The sequence below is a fragment of the Bradyrhizobium sp. Ses1 genome, assembly GCF_059512365.1.
In genome coordinates, this window is the sequence record NZ_JCAMOQ010000006.1 from 135,959 (window position 1) to 155,566 (window position 19,608).

Consider the following 19,608-nt stretch of genomic DNA (forward strand, 5'->3'; position numbering starts at 1 on the left):
CGCACTCGCCCCTCATCCCGAGGAGCCTGCGTAAGCAGGCGTCTCGAAGGATGGGCCGCGGGTGAGATCGGGGCCTCATGGTTCGAGACGCCGCTACGCGGCTCCTCACCATGAGGGTCAGGCAGCAACTACGGCCTTGTCGACATGTTGCCTGGCGGCCCCGCGGTCCGGATCGGCTCAGCCAAACGCGCGAATTCGCAGAGCAGCGAGCGCGTCCTGCGGGGGTCGATCACCTCCTCGACCCAGAACTTTTCGGCCGAGCGGAATGGCGAGCGCAGCTTGTTCAGGCGGTCCTCGATCTCCTTCAGCTTCGCCGCCGGATCGGGCGCGGCCTCGATGTCGGCCCGGTAGGCGGCCTCGATGCCGCCCTCCAGCGGCAGCGAACCCCAATAGGCCGACGGCCAGGCGTAGCGCATCGAGAAGCGGTTCGCCGGCTGGTGCACCACGCCGGCGACGCCGAAGGCGTTGCGCACGATGATCGTGCACCAGGGCACGGTGCTCTGGTTGACCGCCGCCATCGCGCGCACGCCATGGCGTATGGTCGCGCTCTTCTCTGCCTCCAGCCCGATCATGAAGCCGGGGCAGTCCATCAGGTAGACCACCGGCAGATGGAAGGTCTCGGCGAAATCGACCCAGCGCACCACCTTCTGGCAGGCTTCCGCGGTCCACGAGCCGCCATAGTGGAAGGGATCGCTCGCCAGCAGCAGCACCGCCCTGCCCTCGAGCCGCGCCAGGCCGACAATGATCGGCTTGCCGAAATTGGCGCTCACCTCGAAGAACGAGCCCTTGTCGACGACAGCGTCGACGATCGGGCGCATCTTGTAGACCTGCCGGCGATTGCGCGGCACCGCCTTCGTCAGCGTTTCCTCTGATCGTTCAGGATCGTCGGTGCAGGGAATGGTCGGCGGCAGCTCGAACACCGATTGCGGCAGATATGAGAGGAAGCGCCGCGCGCACTCGAACGCCTCCTCCTCGGTCTCGACTGCCTGATCGATCGCGCCGGCGCGGGTCTGGATGTCGGCGCCGCCGAGCTCCTGCTTGGTCAGATCCTGTCCGAGCCGCTTCACCACCGGCGGGCCCGCAACGAACATCGCCGAGTTCTTCGTCATCACCGAATAATGCGTGGCCGCAAGTCGCGCCGCGCCAAGGCCTGCGACCGAGCCGAGCCCGAGACCAACGACCGGCACGCGCGCGAGGTTCGCGGTCGTGTACCAGTACCAGCGCGTGCCGCCGACGCCGCCGGGCAGGTTGGCCGCGCCGCGCGTCTCGATCGTCTTGACCGAGCCGCCGCCGCCGGAGCCTTCGATCATGCGGATGATCGGCAACCTGAAATCATGCGCCATCTCCTCGGCCATCAATGGCTTGGCGGAAATCGACGCATCGGCCGAGCCGCCGCGTACGGTGAAATCGTCGCCGACCACGACCACCGGACGGCCGCCCACCTTGGCGCGGCCGAACACGCAGTTCGCGGGCGTCAGCTGCTTGAGCTCGTTGTTCTCGTCATATTCGGCGATGCCGGATATGGCGCCGATCTCGTGAAAGGATTTCTGATCGACGATCTTGTCGATGCGCTCGCGAACGGTGAGCCGGCCTTGATCGCGCTGTCGTTTTACCTTCTCAACGCCTCCCATCTCCCGCGCGAACGCTTCGCGCCGGGCGAGCTCGTCGAGTTCCGGCTTCCAGTTCATTCCTTTCCTCCGCTTTTATGATCTTGTTATGGTTCACGGCTGCCGGAACAGGTTTTCGCTCGAGCCGGTTATTGAAGATGCTGGCGTCGGCGCCTTCGAGCAGGCTGGCGAGCGCGGCGCCGAGCTGCACCATTTGCGGCCCGACCTCCTTGTGCAGCCGCTTCTCGTCATACATCGCCGACAACAGGCCGATCGTGGTCACGACATAGGTCTGGTATTGCGGCGACCATAGCGGCACCGCGACGCCGTTGATGTGCGGACTCCAGAGGCCGCAGGCGACGACATAGCCGTGCTCGCGCAACAGGCGACGATTGCCCTCGATGCGCGGCTTGAGCAGCTTCGCGCCTTCGGGAATCTCGCGCTCCATCTCCGCGATCAGGGCATCGCCGACCTCGGGCTCGAGCGCGGCCGTATAGGCGTGGCCCGCAGCGGTGGTCGCCATCGAGATCCGGCTGCCGGTGACCTCGTGCAGGCCGAGAGCGTTCGCCGAGCGCGCGTATTCGAGGTAGACGAGCTGGAACCGATCGGGGATGACGAAGCCGACGGTGCCGGGCAATTGCTCGGCGACGTCCTGCAGACGCTGACGGATCAGGTTGCGGAGCTGCAGGCCCTTCATCATCGCGGTGCTCATCGCCACCGCGCTAGGACCTATCCGATATTTCTGGTCCCGCGGCAGATAGACGAGCTGGCCCATCCGCGTCAGCGTGTGCGTGAGCCGCGACACCGTCGATCGCGGCAGGCCGCAACGATTCGATATTTCAAGATTACCGAGCCGCGCTTCGTGTCCTTCGAAACATCTGAGGACATCAAACGCGCGCGACACGACCTGGATCACGTCGCCCTCGCCTGCGAGATCGCTGGCGAGCATTCCTTGCCGGCTAAGCCGCTCTGAGCGTCTTCCCATTTGTTATAGGCTCCATTCCGCCACACGGAATAAAATTCCACTTGCAGAACAAGCTACCTCAGGCAATGTGCGGCCACAACAAAAGCCGTTCGCAGAGCGCTATGCGTTTCGCGAAACGGATGGGGAGCGTGGAATGCCAGATATCAAGATCATCACCGAAGTGGCCGGCCGTGTATGCGCAATACCCGTTGAGGCCGGTGCCAGCATCGCAGATGGCGACGAGGTCGCGCTGGTTGAGGCGATGAAGATGGAGATTCCGGTGACGTCGACCGCGTCGGGCACGGTCAAGTCGATCCTCGTCAGCGTCGACGACGTGATCGCCGAAGGACAGGCGGTCGCCATCGTCGAGACCTGACGCGCACACATTCAAGGCTCGATCCGCGACAATCTGTCCGGTGATGCAACGATGGTGGTAGTGCGCGCCAACGGTGCGCCGTTGCCATCATCGCGATGCGATGCAATGATCCTCGCAAACAACAAGTTTCGCGTAGCGAAACATCAGGGAGGAATCATGATCCGTCGTCTGCTCGCGCTCGGCGTCACCCTACTCGCATCAGGACCTTCGCTCGCCGAAGATATCAAGCTGCCGCCGACGATGGGGGTGACCGCCTACGACACGGGCACCGCGGGATTCAATATCGCGGTCGGTGTCGGCAAGATGATGAAGGACAAATACGGCACCGACCTCCGCGTGCTGCCTGCGGGCAACGACGTGGCGCGGCTGGCGCCGCTCCGCGCCAAGCGCGCGCTGATGTCGGCGATGGGGTCCGGCACCTATTTCGCGCAGGAAGGCGTATTCGAGTTCGGCGCCAAGGAATGGGGACCTCAGCCACTGCAACTCCTGTTGTCCACGGTCGACTGCAATGCCGGCTCGCTCGGCGTCGCCGCCGATATCGGTGTCAAGGATATCAAGGACCTCAAGGGCAAGCGCGTCGGCTTCGTGGTCGGCTCGCCCGCGCTGAACCAGAACTCGCTCGCCATCCTCGCCTTCGGCGGTCTCAAACAGAGCGACGTCAAGGCCGTCGAATTCGCAAGCTACGGCGCGATGTGGAAGGGCCTGATCAACAACGACACCGACGCGGCGTTCGGCACCACCATCACAGGACCCGCGAAGGAAGCCGAGACCTCTCCGCGCGGACTGATCTGGCCACCGCTTCCCACCAATGACAAAGCCGGATGGGAACGGGTGCAGAAGGTCGGCTCGTTCTTCTTCCCGCATCGCGCGACCTGCGGCGCCGGCATCTCGCCGGACAAACCGATCGAACTCGGCACCTATCCCTACCCGATCTTCGTCGCCTATGCGTCAGTGCCAGCGGACCAGGTCTACGCCATCACCAAGGCGATGATCGTCAACTACGACGCTTACAAGGATTCCGCTCCGGGCGCGAGCGGGCTTGCCGCCGACAGGCAGACCAAGAACTGGGTCGTGCCCGTGCATCCCGGCGCCGTGAAGGCGCTGAAGGAAGCGGGCCAATGGACCGACCAGCAGGAGGTCCACAACAACGCGCTGTTCAAGCGCCAGGACGTGCTCACCGCCGCCTGGACGGAATATGGCAAGTCCAATCCGCCCGCGGACGAGAAGGCGTTCCTGGAAGGCTGGATGAAGGCGCGCGCGGCAGCGCTTGCCAAGGCCAACATGTCGAACGGCTTTGAATAAAGCCACCAGCTTCCATTGCAAGCTAACGCCATTGTGGGGATCTCCTGATGTCAGCTTCTCCGCTCGATAGCGCCGTGGCCGCGCCGCCGAAGAGGATCGAGTTCGAAGATCCCCACGCCGGGGCGGGCAACATGCAGGAGGCCGAGGTCACGCGCGTGCGCAGTTTGCGCGGCGGCTGGCGTTGGGCGCTGGTGGTCGCGACCGCGGCCACCATCCTGCTCTGCATCAACCAGCAATTCTCGCTGCGCTTCCTGATCGGCTACACCCAGCTCAACACCGAATATTTCTATCTGCTGATCGCGCTGATGCTGCCGTTCACGTTCCTGATCTTTCCGGGAACGGGGACCGCGCCGCTCGACCGGATTCCCTGGTACGACCTTCTCCTGTTCGTGCTGACGTTTGCTGCGGCGATCTGGCTGATGCTCAACATCCGCAAGGCCGCGCAGTACGGCTGGGAATCCGACGGCGCGCCACGCAACGTCCTGATTGCAGGCGTCGTGATGTGGGCGATGCTGATGGAGGCCTTGCGCCGCACCGGCGGCTGGAGCCTCTTGCTCAGCGTGTTCCCCTTCACAGTCTATCCGCTGTTTGCCGAGGCCAAATGGCTCGGGCCGTTTCGCGGCTCCGAACTCACCTTCGACCAGGCCACCGCCTATCATGTACTCTCGGGCGAGAGCCTGCTTGGGATTCCGATCCAGGCCTTTGCCGATACCGTGATCGGCTTCCTCGTGTTCGGCACCGCGCTGATGATGACGGGTGCCGGAAAATTCTTCATCAACATCGCCTTTGCGCTGTGCGGCACGTTCCGCGGCGGCGCGGCGAAGGTCTGCATCTTCGCGAGCGGACTGCTCGGCATGATGTCCGGCTCGATCATCTCCAACGTGCTCACTGCCGGCACCATGACCATCCCGGTGATGAAGCGCAGCGGCTTCCGCGCCTCCTATGCCGGCGCCATCGAGGCCTGCGCCTCGACCGGCGCGGTGCTGGCGCCGCCGGTGATGGGCGCCACCGCCTTCGTGATCGCGCAGTTCCTGAACATCAGCTACGCCGAGGTCGCGGTCGCCGCGATCATTCCCGCCGCGCTCTATTATATCGGCCTGTTCATGCAGGTGGACTCCTATGCGGCGCGTCATGGCTTGAAAGGCATCCCGCGCGCCGAACTGCCGCGGGTCATGGATACGCTCAAGTCCGGCTGGTACTACGTGTTCGTGATCGCGCTGCTGATCGTGATGTTGCTCTACTTCAAGCGCGAGAGCCACGCCCCGTTCTACGCCACTGCGTTGCTTCTCGTGCTGAACCAGTTCTTCTCCAAGGAGACGCGCTGGACGCCAGCCACGATCGCGAAATTCCTCGAAGTCAATGGCCGCACCTTCGTGGAGCTGGTCGGCATCCTCGCCGGCTGCGGGCTGCTGATCGGCGCATTCTCGATGACCGGCGTGGTCTCCAGCCTCGCCAACGACCTGCTGACGCTTGCCGGCGACAACGCCTTCCTGCTGCTGGCGATGTGCGCCCTCACCAGCCTGATCCTGGGGCTCGGGCTGACCACCACGGCCTGTTACATCTTCCTCGCCATCCTGGTGGCGCCGGCGCTGGAGAAGCTCGGACTGAACCGGATGGCGGTGCACATGTTCATCTTCTACTGGGGCATGCTGTCGTCGATCACCCCACCGGTCGCGATCGCTTCGTTCGCCGCAGCCGGCATCGCCGGATCGCCGGCGATGAAAACCGGGTGGGAATCGATGTGGGTCGGCAGCATCATCTATTTCATCCCGTTCTTCTTCGTGCTGAACCCGGCGCTGGTGCTGCAGGGACCTTCCCCCTATCTCGCCGGCCTCGGTCTGATGGCGCTCGCCGGTTTCGGCACGCTGTTCATCTGCGGCGGTATACAGGGCTATCAGGCCTTTGTCGGCGATCTCAGCCGCGCCGGCGCGCTGGAATGGCCGCTGCGGGTGCTGCTCGTGATCGGCGGCTTCGTGGTGGCGACGCCCGGCGGCGGCATCAACCCGTTGTCGCAGATGCAGGTGACGCTGCTCGGGCTTAGCATCCTGGTGCCGACGGTCCTGATCGCGCTGCTGCTGGTCCGGCGGCAGGCGCTCATACCGAACCAGTTGCGCGCCCCCTGATTGCGTTGCACAACAGGAGGCGATGAAACCCGAGCCGCCTCCTTCCAGCGCCACCGCCTGGACCCGCTCAAGACCGCCTCTGCTGCGGTTCCTGCAGTCATGCCGCGACGAGTTCGCCGCCGAGACCGGTGGCGCCGTCGCCGATTACATCCCCGAGCTCGGCAAGGCCGACCCTGCCCATTTCGGCATCAGCCTCGCCACCCTCGACGGTCACGTCTACGAGGTCGGCGACACCAAGGTGCCCTTCACCATCCAGTCGATGTCCAAACCCTTCGTGTTCGCGCTGGCGCTGGACACGCTGGGGGCGGCGCGGGTGGAAAGCGCGATCGGCGTCGAGCCGTCGGGCGATCCTTTCAACTCGATCCGGCTGAATGCGGAGAACCATCCCTTCAACCCGATGGTCAATGCCGGCGCCATCGCCTGCACCGGGCTGATCCATGAGGCCAAGGGCGATGCCGCCTTCGACTATATCCGGCATGCGCTCGGCCGCTTCGCCGGGCGCGAGCTCGCGCTCGACGAGGCCGTCTATCTTTCCGAAAGCACGACCGGGGACCGCAATCGGGCGATCGGCTATCTCCTGCGCACCAATGCGGTGATCAAGGACAACGTCGCCTCCGTGCTGGATGTCTATTTCCGGCAATGCGCGGTGCTGGTGACCGCGCGCGATATCGCGATCATGGCGGCAACGCTTGCCAATCGCGGCATCAATCCGGTGACCGGCAAGCAGGTGATGACGCCGTATGCGATCTCGCGCACGCTCTCGGTGATGACCTCGTCGGGCATGTACGATTTCGCCGGCGAATGGATCTATCGCGTCGGCATCCCCGCCAAGAGCGGCGTCGGCGGCGGCATTCTGGCCGCGCTGCCCGCCCGACTCGGGCTCGGCAGCTATTCGCCCAAGCTCGACAAGCACGGCAACAGCGTGCGCGGCATCAAGGTGTGCGAAGCGCTGTCCTCGCATTACGACCTGCATATGCTCAACCGCAGCGACGATGCGCGCACCAGCATCATCGCCGATTACAATATCGGCAAGAGCCCGTCGCGCCGCGTCCGCCGCCCGCATGAGCGCGACATCCTCGCGGCGCATCACGAGGAGGTGCGGATCATAGAATTGGTCGGCACGCTGTCGCTCTCCGCTGTCGATTACGTGTCGCGGCGGATGGCCTCGGAGCGGCGGCCGCAATTCGTCGTGTTCGACCTGCACCGCGTCACCTCCACCACCCGTGCCGGCGCGCGGCTGGTGGCGGAGGCCTTCGAGGAACTGGCCGCGCTCGGCGTCACCGTGATCCTGTCCGGAATCAAACGCTCATCGACGGAATGGAAGACGCTGCGCGAGTGGACGGCCAAGCTCGGCAACATCAGGGACTTCTACCTGCTCGATACCGCAATCGAATGGGCGGAGGACCAGATCGTCTACCGCTATGGCGGGTCGATCGATTTCTTCGAGACCACGGAATTGTCCGAGCAGCCGCTGCTGGCCGGATTGAGCGCGGAAGAGCTGACCGACCTCGCGTCGCTCGCTTCGACCCACACCTACCGCTCCGGCGAGAAGATCATCTCCGCCGGCGATGCCGCTGGCTCGCTGTTCTTCCTGCGCAGCGGTGTCGTGCACGTCACCCTGCCCGACGGCGTCCGCCTGGCGACGCTCACCGCCGGCATGGCGTTCGGCGAGATGGCGCTGATCGAGCCCATCCGTTCCGCCGACGTGCTGGCGGACCAGGCCGCGACCGCCTGGGAAATCCCGCTGCGCGACTTCGAACGGTTCCGCAAGCAGCACCCGCGCGCCGGCGAGCGGATCATGCGCAACCTCGCGCAACTGCTCGCCGACCGGCTGATCGTCGCAAACGCGAAGGTCGATCTGCTGACGGCGACGTAGAGTCCCTTCTCCCCGCGCGCGGGCCTTCCCAGTTCCCTCTCCCCGCTCTTCGCGGGGAGAGGGTTAGGGTGAGGGGCCGCTTCCGCGAAGATGGTGATAGCTTTATTCGCAGAAGCAGCCCCTCACCCGGATCGCATCTTCGATGCGATCCGGCCTCTCCCCGCGCGCGGGGCGAGGCGAAGAAGAGCGCGGCGCCAGATCGATCAACCCACCACTTCCGATACCGGCTGCAGGTCGATCTCGAACGTTTCGAGGAATTTCGAGGTCATGATGTAGAAGCCGACCGAGAGCTGCAATTCGACGAGCGCGGCTGGCGTCAGTTTCGAGGCGATCGCGTTGAAGCTGGCGTCCGTCGGCTTGTTGAGCCTGACGATCTCATCGGTGAAAGCGAGCGCGGCGCGCTGCACGTCGTTGAAGCAGGTGGCGGACTGCCAATTCTCCAACGCTTCGTTCTGTTCGTCTGTGACGCCGACATTCTTGCCGATCCGTTTATGCGCGACGATTTCGTAAGGAGCTTCGCACAGGATGCCGGTGCGGGTGATCGCAAGCTCGCGGACAACAGGATCAAGCTCGCCTCTGTGTCGGATCGCGCCACCGAGCCGGCAATATTGCTCAAAATAACTGGGCGAATGCGCCATCATGCGGAAGATGTTGGCGTTGCGATTCTTGTCGAGGATTTCACGGGTGCGATCGCTGGCTTTGGCGGGATCGCTGTATTCGATGCGGGCCATTCTTTTCCGTCTCGTTCTTTTTTCTCGATTTGCTTCGGTTCCGTTAAGTTTCAAAACACTATCCGCCGCTTGACGCAGGAGCAACACAGCCGAGTCAAAATGCCGCCGCAATGCTGACCGACCCTGCTACCGTCGATATTCGCCGAGTGGGGACTCAATCGGAGCGAATGTCCGACGCGGGGTGTTCCGAGAGTACCAATCTAAAAGGCCGTCGCTTGCGCGGATTCCGCGCCACGATGAGTCACGCCCAAGTCTAGGGAGACAGGCATGAAGGAAGCCACCAGGAGGGCGGCCTCGGAGGCGCTCGCGCAAATGCTGGCGGTGACGGCAATGGTCGTCATCGCCAGCATTGTGCTCTATTGGCGGTGACCGCGATCATCTAACCTTTTCAAAGTACGGCACCACGCGGCCCGCGAACTGCGCAAACCGCGCGGTCACCTTGTCACCGATCGCAAGATCATTCTCGCCGTGGGCCATCATGCGGAAACCTTCGGCGGTGTCGACCAGCACGATGTTGTAGGGCACATGCGCGCGCGTCTCGGGCGTCGCGGCGCGGCAGACCAGCGAGGTCGCGTAGACCGTCCCTGTCCCGCTGGCGCGCTTTTCCTGCGGATCGGGCGTGCCGCAGGCGGCGCAAAAGCTGCGGCGGAAATATTGCACAGCGCCGCAAGCGGTGCAGGATTGGTAGACGATCGCTTCCGCGCCGCTGGTCCAGTCTGCAAGCTTGCCGCTCATCGCACCCGCTCCAGGAACATGCTGACATGCGAGGACAGCACGCCGCCATCGCCATGCAATAGCGCGACCGAGGCGTCGCGGACCTGGCGGTTGCCGGCTCGCCCGGTCATCTGCAGATGCGTCTCGACCAGATGCGCCATCGCGCCGCCGACGCCGCAATGGCCGTAGCTCAGGAGACCGCCATGGGTGTTGAGCGGCATCTCGCCGTCCTGATTGAAGTAACCCGCACGCACGCGCGCGGCTGCCTCGCCGCGTTTTGCGAGGCCAAGGTCTTCAAGCAGCATTGCAAGCGTGATGGTGAAGCTGTCGTAGACTGCGGCGTAGCGCACATCGGAGATCGCAACGCCCGACGCTGTTTTGGCCTTTCCAATCGCAATCTCGGCGCCGAGTTCGCTCAACGCCGGCGCGGCGGTGACATGCTGATGCGTATGCGCCTGCGCACAGCCGCGGATGCGCACGCCGATGTCGCTGGTCCGCTCGCGGCTGATCACGAAAGCCGCGCCGCCGTCGGAGACCGGGCAGCAATCGAGCAGCTTCAGCGGTTTCGCTACCGGCTTTGAAGCCATCACGTCAGCGACCGTGATCGGGTCGTGGAATTGCGCGCCGGGATGGCTCAGCGCGTGCTTGCGCATCAGCACCGCGAATTCGGCAAGGTCTTCCTCGGTGACGCCGTATTCGTGCATGTAGCGCGAAGCAACGAGGCCGTAGTAGGCTGGGATGGTCGGACCCAGCGGCACTTCGTAATCGGGATGACCGACTTGGGCGAGCGCCTGGATCGAAGCGTCGCGGCTCTGGCCGGTCAGCCTGTTCTCGCCGCCGACCGAAAGCACATGCTTCGCCACGCCGGCATCGACGAGATGATGCGCCAGCATGGTCATCGCGAGCCCGGTGGCGCCGCCGACCTGCACGGCATGGGCATAGGACGGGCGGATGCCGAAATGCTCGGCGAACACGGTCGCGAGCATGATGTGCGGCGACACCGTCGAGTAGCCGCAGAGGATGCCATCGATCTCCGATCGCCTCACGCCGGCGTCCGAAATTGCAAGCTCAGCCGCCTTGCTCATGAGATCGAGCGAGGATGAGCCTTCGTGCTTGCCGAATGAGGTGAGCCCGACGCCGGTGATGAAGCTCATGGTCGCTCTCCGTCATTCCGGGGCGCGTCGAAGACGCGAGCCCGGAATCCATCGCACCTCCTCGCATGCGGCCCGATGGATTCCGGGCTCGCCGCTTCGCGTCGCCCCGGAATGACAGGGTGAATCATCGCGGCCATCCTCAATACGACTTCGGCAGCCCGAGCACCTTCTCGGCGATGAAACTCAGGATGAGCTGCGGGCTGATCGGGGCGATGCGCGGGATCAGGGATTCCCGCAGGTAACGCTCGACATGATACTCCTTGGCATAGCCAAAGCCGCCATGGGTCATCACCGCCTGCTCGCAGGCACGGAAGCCGGCTTCGGCGGCGAGGAACTTCGCCGAATTGGCGGCGGGCCCGCAAGGCAGGCCCTGGTCGTAGTGCCATCCGGCCGACAGCACCATCAGCCACGCGGCCTCCAGCTCCATCCAGCATTTGGCGAGCGGATGCTGGATCGCCTGGTTCATGCCGATCGGGCGGTTGAACACGATGCGGCTCTTGGCATAGGCCTGCGCGCGCGACAGCGCGACCTTGCCCAGCCCGACCGCTTCGGCCGCGATCAGGATGCGCTCCGGATTCATGCCGTGCAGAATATATTCGAAGCCGCGGCCCTCCTCGCCGAGGCGATCCTCGATCGGAATCTCGAAATTCTCGAAGAACAATTCATTGGAATCGACGGGCTTGCGGCCCATCTTCTCGATCTCGTGCACGGTGACGCGCTTCTTGTCGAAATCGGTATAGAATAGGCTCAGGCCCTGCGTCGGCGTCCGCACTTCTTCCAGGGGCGTCGTGCGCGCCAGCAGCAGGATCTTGTTGGCGACCTGCGCGGTCGAGATCCAGACCTTCTGGCCGTTGACGATGTATTTGTCGCCCTTGCGCACCGCGCGGGTCTTGAGCTGGGTGGTGTTGAGACCGGTGTTCGGCTCGGTCACCGCAAAGCAGGACTTGTCGCGGCCATCGATGATCGGCGGCAGCATGCGCTGGCATTGCTCCTTGGTGCCGAACACGACCACCGGATTGAGCCCGAACACGTTCATGTGCACGGCTGACGCGCCCGACATGCCGGCGCCGGACTCCGAGATCGTGCGCATCATGATCGCAGCATCCGTGATGCCGAGCCCGGAGCCGCCATATTCCTCGGGGATGCAGATGCCGAGCCAGCCCGCCTCGGCCAGTGCACGGTGGAAGTCGGCGGGGTAGCCGCCCTCCTTGTCCTTCTTCAGCCAATAGGCGTCGTCAAAGCGCGCACAGATTTTTGCCACAGCATCGCGGATGGATTCCTGATTGGCCGAGAGCGCAAAATCCATCTGTCTCTGTCCTAGTTGTCGAGTGTCTTGGTGACGCCGTCCCGGAGCATGGCGGCGATCTCACTTGCGGAGAAACCAGCCTCCCGCAGGACCTCCACGCTGTGCTCGCCGAGCCGCGGCGCCAGCCGCTTCGGCTCGGCTGTCGTCTCCGACCAGCGCGCCGAGACCTTCATGCTGCGGATGCGACCTTCCGTCGGATGCTCGATGACCGGAAACACATCGGTTGCAACGATGTGCGGGTCCTGCAACAGGGTCTCAAGATCGTGCATCGGCATGACCGGCACGTCGGCCTTCTCGAGAATCTCGTTCCACTCCGCGGTGGTCTTGGTCTTGAGGATGCGCGCAAGCTCGGCGTAGACGCAATCGATATTGGCGGCGCGGCCGGCGAAGGTCGCAAATCGCGAATCCCCGCGCAGATCGTCGCGCCCGATCGCGGTGAAGAAATTGTCCCACTGCTTGTCGTTGTAGACGATCACGCAAATATAGCCGTCGCTCGTCTTGTAGGGACGCCGGTCCGGCGACAGGTGCCGCTTGTAGCCGCCGCGGTCGAGCGGCGGATCGTAGGTGAGGCCGCCCATATGATCGCCCATGACGAAGCCGGCCATGGTCTCGAACATCGGGATGTCGACGCGCTGTCCCTGCCCGGTCTTGTCGCGATGCACGAGGCTTGCGCAGATCGCGCCGACCGCGGTCAATCCCACGATGCGATCGACCAGCGCGTTCGGTACGTAGCGCGGCACGCCGTCCGAGGTCTGCGCCATCAGCGCCGGCAGCGCGGTCGCGCCCTGGATCAGGTCGTCATAGGCGGGCTTGGCGGCATACGGTCCGTCCTGGCCGAAACCGAACACACCTGCATAGATCAGCCGCGGATTGATCTTGGAGACGACGTCGTAGCCGAGCTGCAATCGCGCCATCGCCTGCGGGCGCACATTGTAGACGAGCACGTCAGCCTTGGCGATCAGGCGCAACACGGCCTCGCGGCCGGCCGGCTTCTTCAAGTCGAGGCAGATCGAGCGTTTGCTGCGGTTGGTGTTGAGGTACACCGGGCCCATGCCGGTATGGCGCGTCGGGCCGATCTGGCGCGTAACGTCGCCGTCGGGCGATTCCACCTTGATGACATCGGCACCGTAGTCGCCGAGCGTCTGGGTCGCATACGGCCCCATCAACACGGTCGTCATGTCCACGACCTTGATGCCATCCAGCGGTCCCATAGCCTCGTCATCCTCTCAGAAAGGCAGCCAATCACGGCCGCGTTATCGCTTCCGGGGACCTAGTAACGGCAGGGCGTCCGCAAGATCAAGGCGCGCAGCGCGTATGGGCGTATGCGCGATGGGTAGCGGATTATCTTGTCGATCGCGCGTCGCGCTCCTTCATCAGCCGCTCGAGCTCGTCATTCTGCTGGCTGATGCGGTCCGCAATGCGCGCCTCGTTCTGCTCGCCGGATGCCGCGGCGGCCTGCTCGATAAGTTGCCTGATGTTGTCTTCAAGAATCGCGATACGGTCGTTGAGTTCGTCCAGCGACAACGAGCTTTCGTTACCCATGATACACGCTCCGAAAGTCTGCGCCGCGGCATACCGCGGCAAATTCGTCGCATTGTAGGTGGGCAAAGCGAAGCGTGCCCACCGTCACGAGCGGAGTGCTTGATGTGGGCGCGCTTCGCTTTGCCCACCCTACGCAGCCCGCTTCGCCTACAGCCTACTTCGCCGGCTCCAGCAGCGAAACGTAATTCGCAACCGCGGCGCCGCCCATGTTGAAGATGCCGGCGAGCTCGGGATTCTTCAACTGCATACCCTCGGGCGCCTGTCCCGTGAGCTGCATCGCGCTCATCACATGCATGGAGACGCCGGTGGCGCCGATCGGATGGCCCTTGGCCTTGAGCCCGCCGGACGGATTGATCGGCAGCTTGCCGTCCTTCAGCGTCCAGCCCTCCTTGATCGCACGGGCGCCCTGCCCGCGCGGCGTCAGGCCCATCGCTTCATACTCGATCAACTCGGCGACGGTGAAGCAGTCATGGGTCTCGACAAAGGAGAGATCGGACAGCTTGGCGCCGGCCTGCTCCAGCGCGCGCTGCCAGGCCACCGTGCAGCCCTCGAACTGCAGGATGTCGCGCTTGGACATCGGCAGGAAGTCCTGCGCATGGGCGGTGGCGCGGAAGTTCACCGCCTTGCCCATGGTCTTGGCGGTCTCCGCATCCGTCAGCACCAGCGCGGCGGCGCCATCCGACACCAGCGAGCAGTCGGTGCGCTTCAAGGGGCCGGCGACGAACGGGTTCTTGTCGCTCTCGGCGCGGCAGAACTCGAAGCCGAAATCCTTGCGCATCTGCGCGTAAGGGTTGGCGACGCCGTTCTTGTGGTTCTTGGCGGCGATCAGCGCCAGCGCATCGGACTGGTCGCCATATTTCTGGAAATAGGCCTGCGCGATCTTGCCGAACACGCCGGCAAAACCGCCAACGGTGTCGCCATCTTCCGGCAAATAGGACGCCTTCAACAGGTTGCGGCCGATCTCCGGCCCCGGCGTCCGCGTCATCTGCTCGACGCCGACCACCAGCACGAATTTAGCGCCGGTCTGGATGGCGCGGATTCCCTGGTGCACAGCGGCAGAACCGGTCGCGCAGGCGTTCTCGACGCGCGTGGCCGGCTTGAAACGGAACTGCGGATCGGCTTGCAGCACCAACGAGGCCGTGAAATCCTGCGGCGAGAAGCCTGCGTTGAAATGTCCCAGCACGATCTCGTCGACGTCGCCGGCCGAAATGCCGGCATCGGTCAGCGCCTCGTTGGCGACGCGTGTTACCAGGCTTTCAACGGTCTCCGCGTCGAATTTGCCGAAGGGCGTATGCGCCCACCCCACGATGCTGGCTGTCATGGCCGTTCTCCCAAAAATGTTCCTGTTCGCTTGTAGCTGATCCGTAACCGGACTTCACCCGGCTTTGCGCGATTTCAGGGTGCGGTCGCACATGGCGGTTATGCCGGCCCAATTGTTGGACCTGACCTCCGCGGGCGGGCAGAGCCAGGACCCACCGACCGCGACCACATTGGGCTCCGCCAGCCAGGCGGCGGCATTGGCCTCCCCGACGCCGCCGGTCGGGCAGAACCGCGCATTCGGGAACGGCCCGGCCAGCCCCCGAAGTGCCTTGATACCGCCTGACGATTCCGCAGGGAAGAATTTTGCGAGATCGAAGCCGTGCGCCAGCGCCTGCATCAATTCGGATGCGGTCGCGATCCCCGGCGCGAATGGCAGGCTGCTTGCCGCCGCCGCCTTCAGGAGCTCAGGCGTCGCACCTGGGCTGATCCCAAATTTGGCGCCGAGCGACTCGGCTCGGGCCAGATCATCAGGGCTCAGGATCGTGCCGATGCCGACGATCGCGTCCGGCACCTCGGCCATGATCGCCTTTGCCGCCTCGATCGCGACCGGTGTCCGCAAAGTGACCTCCAAGGCATACACCCCGCCGGCGACCAGGGCGCGCGCCAGCGGCACCGCATCCTCGCGCCGCTCGATGGTGAGGACGGGGATGACCTTGGCCTGGCTGAACAGCGTGACCAGCGTTTCCTGTTTGGCTGATGTCATTGCGAAACCCTGCGCGAACTCGGCGGCCGCGGCACTTTCTTCGGCGGCATGGCATAGCGCGGAATGATCGCGCCGGGATAGCACACCACGACGCCGGCCAGACGGTGGCCCGCCCGCGCGGCCTCCGGCGGCTCGGCGCCGGAAAGCCGGGCCCCAAGGTAGGCGGCCGCGAAACTATCGCCCGCGGCGGTGGTGTCGATAACCGGCTGGATCACCGGCTCCGCCCTCACTTCCCGCGATCCGCCGGCAAAGCGCAGCACGCAGGCCGGCTCCGGCAACTTCAGCACCACTTCCGGGCTCGGAATGCCCGCGAGCAGCGCCTCATGGCTCTCGCCGGGGTAGAGCGACAACAGGTCCTCGGTCGAGGCGAGCACGATGTCGGCCGCCTCGAACGCCGCGCTATAGGCGCTGCGCGCCTCGCTCAGGTCAGGCCAGCCGCGGGCGCGGAAATTGGTATCGAACGCGAAGCGCGTGCCAAGCAGGCGCGCACGCTTCAAGGCCGTCATCAACCGCCCTCGCCCGTAATCGTCATAGATCGAGAGCGTGATAGCGGAGAGATAGACGAGGTCGTAGGTCGCGAGTGAATTGAGGAGATCCTCAGTCTCCGGCAAATGCATCAGCTTGCGCGCGGCCGAGTTCTCGCGCCAATGGAAGAATTTCCGTTCGCCCTTCTCATCCGTCTGGATCAGATAGAGGCCGGGCAATTTACCAGCGAGCCGGGCGACGCGCTTGGTGCCGACGCCCTCGGCCTTCCAGGCAGCGATCATCTCCTCGCTCAACGCATCGTCGCCGAGCGCGGTGACGTAGTCTACGTCGACGCCGAGGCGCGCGAGATAGACGGCGGTGTTGAGGGTGTCACCGCCGTAACCCCGGGAGTAGAGGCCGCCTGTCGTCCCGCTTTGGGGTCCGCCTTGCGCCTGCCTCAACTCGATCATGCATTCGCCGATAGAGGCTACCCGCGTCATGACCGCACTCCGAAGGGAAAGCTAGGCTGCAAACTTGCCGCCGAGCTCGTCCTCGATGTGAATCCGGATGATGTCGTCGAAGGTCTTCTCGGCCGTGGTGAAGCCGAGCTTCAGCGCGCGGTCGGTGACGAAGTCGCGTGGCCAGCCGGAGACGATGCCGATGATGGTCGGATCCGGCACCCGCTTGATCCGCGCCGTGACGTTCTTGCCGGCGACGCGCTCGAGTGCTGCGATCTGCTCGCCGACAGTGGCGGAGAGCCCGGGCATGCTGAGGTTGCGGCGCGGGCCGATGGCATTGAGGTCCATGGTCCCGGCATGCACGAGGAAGCCGACCGCCGACCGCGGTGAAGCATGCCAGTGCCGCACGTCCTCGGACACCGGCAGGATCGCCTCCTCGCCGGCGAGCGGCTCGCGCATGATGTTGGAGAAGAAGCCCGACGCCGCCTTGTTCGGCCGGCCCGGCCGGACGCAGATCGTCGGCAGGCGGATGCTGATGCCGTCGAAGAGGCCCTTGCGGGTATAGTCGTTGATCAGAAGCTCGCAGATCGATTTCTGTGTGCCGTAGCTCGTCAGCGGCGTGTGGAAGAATTCATCGCCGATCTTTTCCGGGAACGGCGCGCCGAACACGGCGATCGAGGACGTGAACACCAGCCGCGGCTTGTAGCCGCCGCCGACCGCGCGGATGGCGTCGATCAGGTAGCGCGTGCCGTCGAGATTGATGCGATAGCCCTTGTCGAAGTCGGCCTCGGCCTCGCCGGACACGATCGCGGCGAGATGGAAGATCACGTCGGGCCGCTCGGCGATCAATGGCGCCGCGGCGCCGGCATCGGCGAAGTCGGACGCCACAACCGTGACCGGGATCGAGGCATTGGCCGGCTTTGCAGGCTCGACGACGTCCTGCAGGGTCATCCTGGTGATGTCCTGCTTGCCGAGGCGGCCGTCGCGCAGCAGACGGTCGGTCAATTTGCGGCCGACCATACCGGCGGCGCCGAGAATCAGAACGTGCAAGACCCAACTCCTTCGTGTTCTTCAGGGCTAGATGGGCGCCTGCGCTATTCCTTCACGGCTCCCGTCATGGCCGACACATAATGCTCGACGAAGAAGGCGTAAAGGATCACGAGCGGCAGTGAGCCGACCAGCGCGCCAGCCATCAGCGATCCCCACTTGTAGATGTCGCCGTCGACGAACTCGTTGACGATCGCGACCGGCACCGTCTTGTTCGGCGTCGATTGCAGGAAGGTCAACGCATAGATGAACTCGTTCCAGCACAGCGTGAACGAGAAGATGAAGGCCGAGATCAGACCTGGGATCGCCAGGGGCACGATGATCTTGACCAGGATCTGCCAGCGCGAGGCGCCGTCGATCAGCGCGCATTCCTCGAGCTCATAGGGGATGGTCTTGAAGTACCCCATCAGGAGCCAGGTCGAGAACGGAATGAGCAAGGTCGGATAGACCAGGATCAGCGACAGCGGCGAGTCGAACAGGCCGTAGGCCTGGATCACCGAGGCCAGCGGGATGAACAGGATCGACGGCGGCACCAGATAGGCGAAGAAGATCAGGATGCCGACGGTGTCGGCGCCCTTGAACCGCAGCCGCGTGATCGCATAGGCCGCCAGCACGCTGGCCGCGATCGACAGGAAGGTGGCGCCGACAGCCACATACATCGTGTTCCAGAGCCAGCGCGGATACTGCGTTTCGAACAGCAGCTTGCTGATGTGCTTGAAGGTCGGATGGACAACCCAGAACGGGTTGAACTTCTCCATGTCGATCAACTGCTCGTCCGGTTTGATCGACGTCAGTACCATCCAGTAGAACGGGAACAGCAGCACCACGAGGATGATGAACAGCGGCAGATAGAGCGTGATCAGGCGCCGCGGCAGCGACTCCAGATAGCTCATGCCCTCGGAGTCGTCGCTTGCGGCCTGCGCCGGTGCTTTGGTTTGCAGGGCTGAATCAGTCATTGTTCGATCCTTGCTGCCACTTGCGGCGCTGCATGCCGAACCAGGAGATCGCGATCGCGGCCAAAAGGAACGGGATCATCGCGGTCGCAATCGCCGCGCCCTCGCCCAGCCGTCCGGAGATGATGCCGCGCTGATAGCTCAGCGTCGCCATCAGATGCGTCGCGTTGACCGGCCCGCCGCGGGTCAGAGCCCAGATGAGCTGGAAGTCGGTGAAGGTGAACAGCACCGAGAACGTCATCACCACGGCGATGATCGGCGTCAGCAGCGGATAGGTGATGTAGCGGAAGCGCTGCCAGTTGGTGGCGCCATCGAGCGTCGCGGCCTCATAGAGCGAGGGCGACACCGTCTGCAGGCCGGCCAATAGCGTGATCGCCACGAACGGAACGCCGCGCCAGACATTGGCGAAGATGACGCTGGCGCGGGCCCAGGTGCTGTCGCCGAGGAAGTTGATGTTGTGTTCAATCAGGCCGAGCTTGATCAGCGACCAGGAGATGATCGAGAACTGGGCGTCATAGATCCACCAGAATGCGATCGCCGACAGCACCGTCGGCACGATGAAGGGAATCAGCACGATCGAGCGGATCATGGCCTTGAACGGCATGTGCCGGTTCAAGAGCAGCGCGAGGTAGAGGCCGATCGCGAATTTGATGACGCTGGCGATCAGCGTGTAGAGGATCGTGTTGAAGACCGACAGCCAGAAGATCGCGTCGTCCCACAGCCATAGATAGTTCTCCAGGCCGATGAAGACGCCGGCACGGCCGATGCGTTCGTCCGTGAAGCTCATCCAGATGCCGAGCCCCAGCGGATAGGCCAGGAACAGGATCAGGAAGGCCGCGGCCGGCAGCATGAACCACAGCGCCGCCCAGTTACGGCTGGCGCGCAGTCTTGACCAAAGTGACTGCTCGCCGGCAGCGGCAGCCTGTACCGGCATCGATGTCTGGACAGTGCTCATTCCGTCTCCAAC

At 64.2% G+C, this 19,608-nt stretch carries 18 protein-coding genes; 4 read left to right on the plus strand and 14 right to left on the minus strand.

The window, feature by feature from the left end; translation table 11 throughout:
* Positions 1-128: 128 nt before the first annotated feature.
* Positions 129-1,688 carry an acyl-CoA carboxylase subunit beta gene (locus tag AC5ZG5_RS10440; RefSeq protein ID WP_456641779.1) on the minus strand — a complete coding sequence of 520 codons (1,560 nt, stop codon included), beginning with the start codon at positions 1,686-1,688 and terminating at the stop codon, positions 129-131.
* Positions 1,618-2,592: an IclR family transcriptional regulator gene (locus AC5ZG5_RS10445; protein ID WP_130228320.1), complete on the minus strand. Its 975-nt coding sequence runs from the start codon at positions 2,590-2,592 to the stop codon at positions 1,618-1,620. The genes AC5ZG5_RS10440 and AC5ZG5_RS10445 overlap by 71 nt, the downstream gene beginning before the upstream one ends.
* Before the next feature lie 133 nt (positions 2,593-2,725).
* On the opposite strand from AC5ZG5_RS10445, the gene AC5ZG5_RS10450 reads away from it, so the two are divergent.
* From AC5ZG5_RS10450 to glsA, 4 genes are all read left to right on the plus strand, one after another.
* A complete protein-coding gene (locus AC5ZG5_RS10450) occupies positions 2,726-2,947 on the plus strand; it encodes an acyl-CoA carboxylase biotin carboxyl carrier protein subunit (RefSeq protein WP_028164618.1) in 222 nt (73 codons plus the stop codon).
* A 156-nt stretch (positions 2,948-3,103) separates the two neighbouring features.
* The gene (locus tag AC5ZG5_RS10455) at positions 3,104-4,249 is read left to right on the plus strand and encodes a TAXI family TRAP transporter solute-binding subunit (RefSeq protein ID WP_456641780.1); all 1,146 of its coding nucleotides are present in this window, start codon (positions 3,104-3,106) and stop codon (positions 4,247-4,249) included.
* Positions 4,250-4,296: 47 nt separating this feature from the next.
* Positions 4,297-6,372 carry a TRAP transporter permease gene (locus AC5ZG5_RS10460; RefSeq protein WP_456641781.1) on the plus strand — a complete coding sequence of 692 codons (2,076 nt, stop codon included), beginning with the start codon at positions 4,297-4,299 and terminating at the stop codon, positions 6,370-6,372.
* A 22-nt stretch (positions 6,373-6,394) separates the two neighbouring features.
* A complete protein-coding gene (glsA, locus tag AC5ZG5_RS10465) occupies positions 6,395-8,248 on the plus strand; it encodes a glutaminase A (RefSeq protein WP_456641782.1) in 1,854 nt (617 codons plus the stop codon).
* Between the two features lie 203 nt (positions 8,249-8,451).
* Here the strand turns inward: glsA and AC5ZG5_RS10470 are convergent, their stop codons facing one another.
* From AC5ZG5_RS10470 to AC5ZG5_RS10525, 12 genes are all read right to left on the minus strand, one after another.
* Complete coding sequence (locus AC5ZG5_RS10470) at positions 8,452-8,979, minus strand: carboxymuconolactone decarboxylase family protein (RefSeq protein ID WP_456641783.1); 528 nt, start codon at positions 8,977-8,979, stop codon at positions 8,452-8,454.
* A gap of 375 nt (positions 8,980-9,354) precedes the next feature.
* Entirely contained in the window at positions 9,355-9,714 is a 360-nt protein-coding gene (locus AC5ZG5_RS10475) for a Zn-ribbon domain-containing OB-fold protein (RefSeq protein WP_456641784.1), read from the minus strand.
* A complete protein-coding gene (locus tag AC5ZG5_RS10480) occupies positions 9,711-10,847 on the minus strand; it encodes a thiolase family protein (protein WP_456641785.1) in 1,137 nt (378 codons plus the stop codon). The genes AC5ZG5_RS10475 and AC5ZG5_RS10480 overlap by 4 nt, the downstream gene beginning before the upstream one ends.
* 139 nt (positions 10,848-10,986) lie before the next feature.
* Positions 10,987-12,153: an acyl-CoA dehydrogenase family protein gene (locus tag AC5ZG5_RS10485; protein WP_130231085.1), complete on the minus strand. Its 1,167-nt coding sequence runs from the start codon at positions 12,151-12,153 to the stop codon at positions 10,987-10,989.
* Between the two features lie 11 nt (positions 12,154-12,164).
* Complete coding sequence (locus AC5ZG5_RS10490) at positions 12,165-13,364, minus strand: CaiB/BaiF CoA transferase family protein (protein ID WP_456641786.1); 1,200 nt, start codon at positions 13,362-13,364, stop codon at positions 12,165-12,167.
* 130 nt (positions 13,365-13,494) lie between these two features.
* A complete protein-coding gene (locus tag AC5ZG5_RS10495) occupies positions 13,495-13,695 on the minus strand; it encodes a hypothetical protein (protein ID WP_027579670.1) in 201 nt (66 codons plus the stop codon).
* A gap of 154 nt (positions 13,696-13,849) precedes the next feature.
* Positions 13,850-15,016, minus strand: a complete 1,167-nt coding sequence (locus AC5ZG5_RS10500) for an acetyl-CoA acetyltransferase (protein WP_456641787.1) — start codon at positions 15,014-15,016, stop codon at positions 13,850-13,852.
* A 54-nt stretch (positions 15,017-15,070) separates the two neighbouring features.
* Entirely contained in the window at positions 15,071-15,718 is a 648-nt protein-coding gene (gene eda / locus AC5ZG5_RS10505) for a bifunctional 4-hydroxy-2-oxoglutarate aldolase/2-dehydro-3-deoxy-phosphogluconate aldolase (protein WP_456641788.1), read from the minus strand.
* Complete coding sequence (locus AC5ZG5_RS10510) at positions 15,715-16,683, minus strand: sugar kinase (RefSeq protein ID WP_456641789.1); 969 nt, start codon at positions 16,681-16,683, stop codon at positions 15,715-15,717. The genes eda and AC5ZG5_RS10510 overlap by 4 nt, the downstream gene beginning before the upstream one ends.
* A gap of 21 nt (positions 16,684-16,704) precedes the next feature.
* Positions 16,705-17,691: a D-erythronate dehydrogenase gene (gene denD / locus AC5ZG5_RS10515; RefSeq protein ID WP_028164606.1), complete on the minus strand. Its 987-nt coding sequence runs from the start codon at positions 17,689-17,691 to the stop codon at positions 16,705-16,707.
* 44 nt (positions 17,692-17,735) lie between these two features.
* Positions 17,736-18,644, minus strand: a complete 909-nt coding sequence (locus tag AC5ZG5_RS10520; RefSeq protein WP_456641790.1) for a carbohydrate ABC transporter permease — start codon at positions 18,642-18,644, stop codon at positions 17,736-17,738.
* A complete protein-coding gene (locus tag AC5ZG5_RS10525) occupies positions 18,637-19,596 on the minus strand; it encodes a carbohydrate ABC transporter permease (protein ID WP_208826716.1) in 960 nt (319 codons plus the stop codon). The genes AC5ZG5_RS10520 and AC5ZG5_RS10525 overlap by 8 nt, the downstream gene beginning before the upstream one ends.
* Positions 19,597-19,608: the final 12 nt, after the last annotated feature.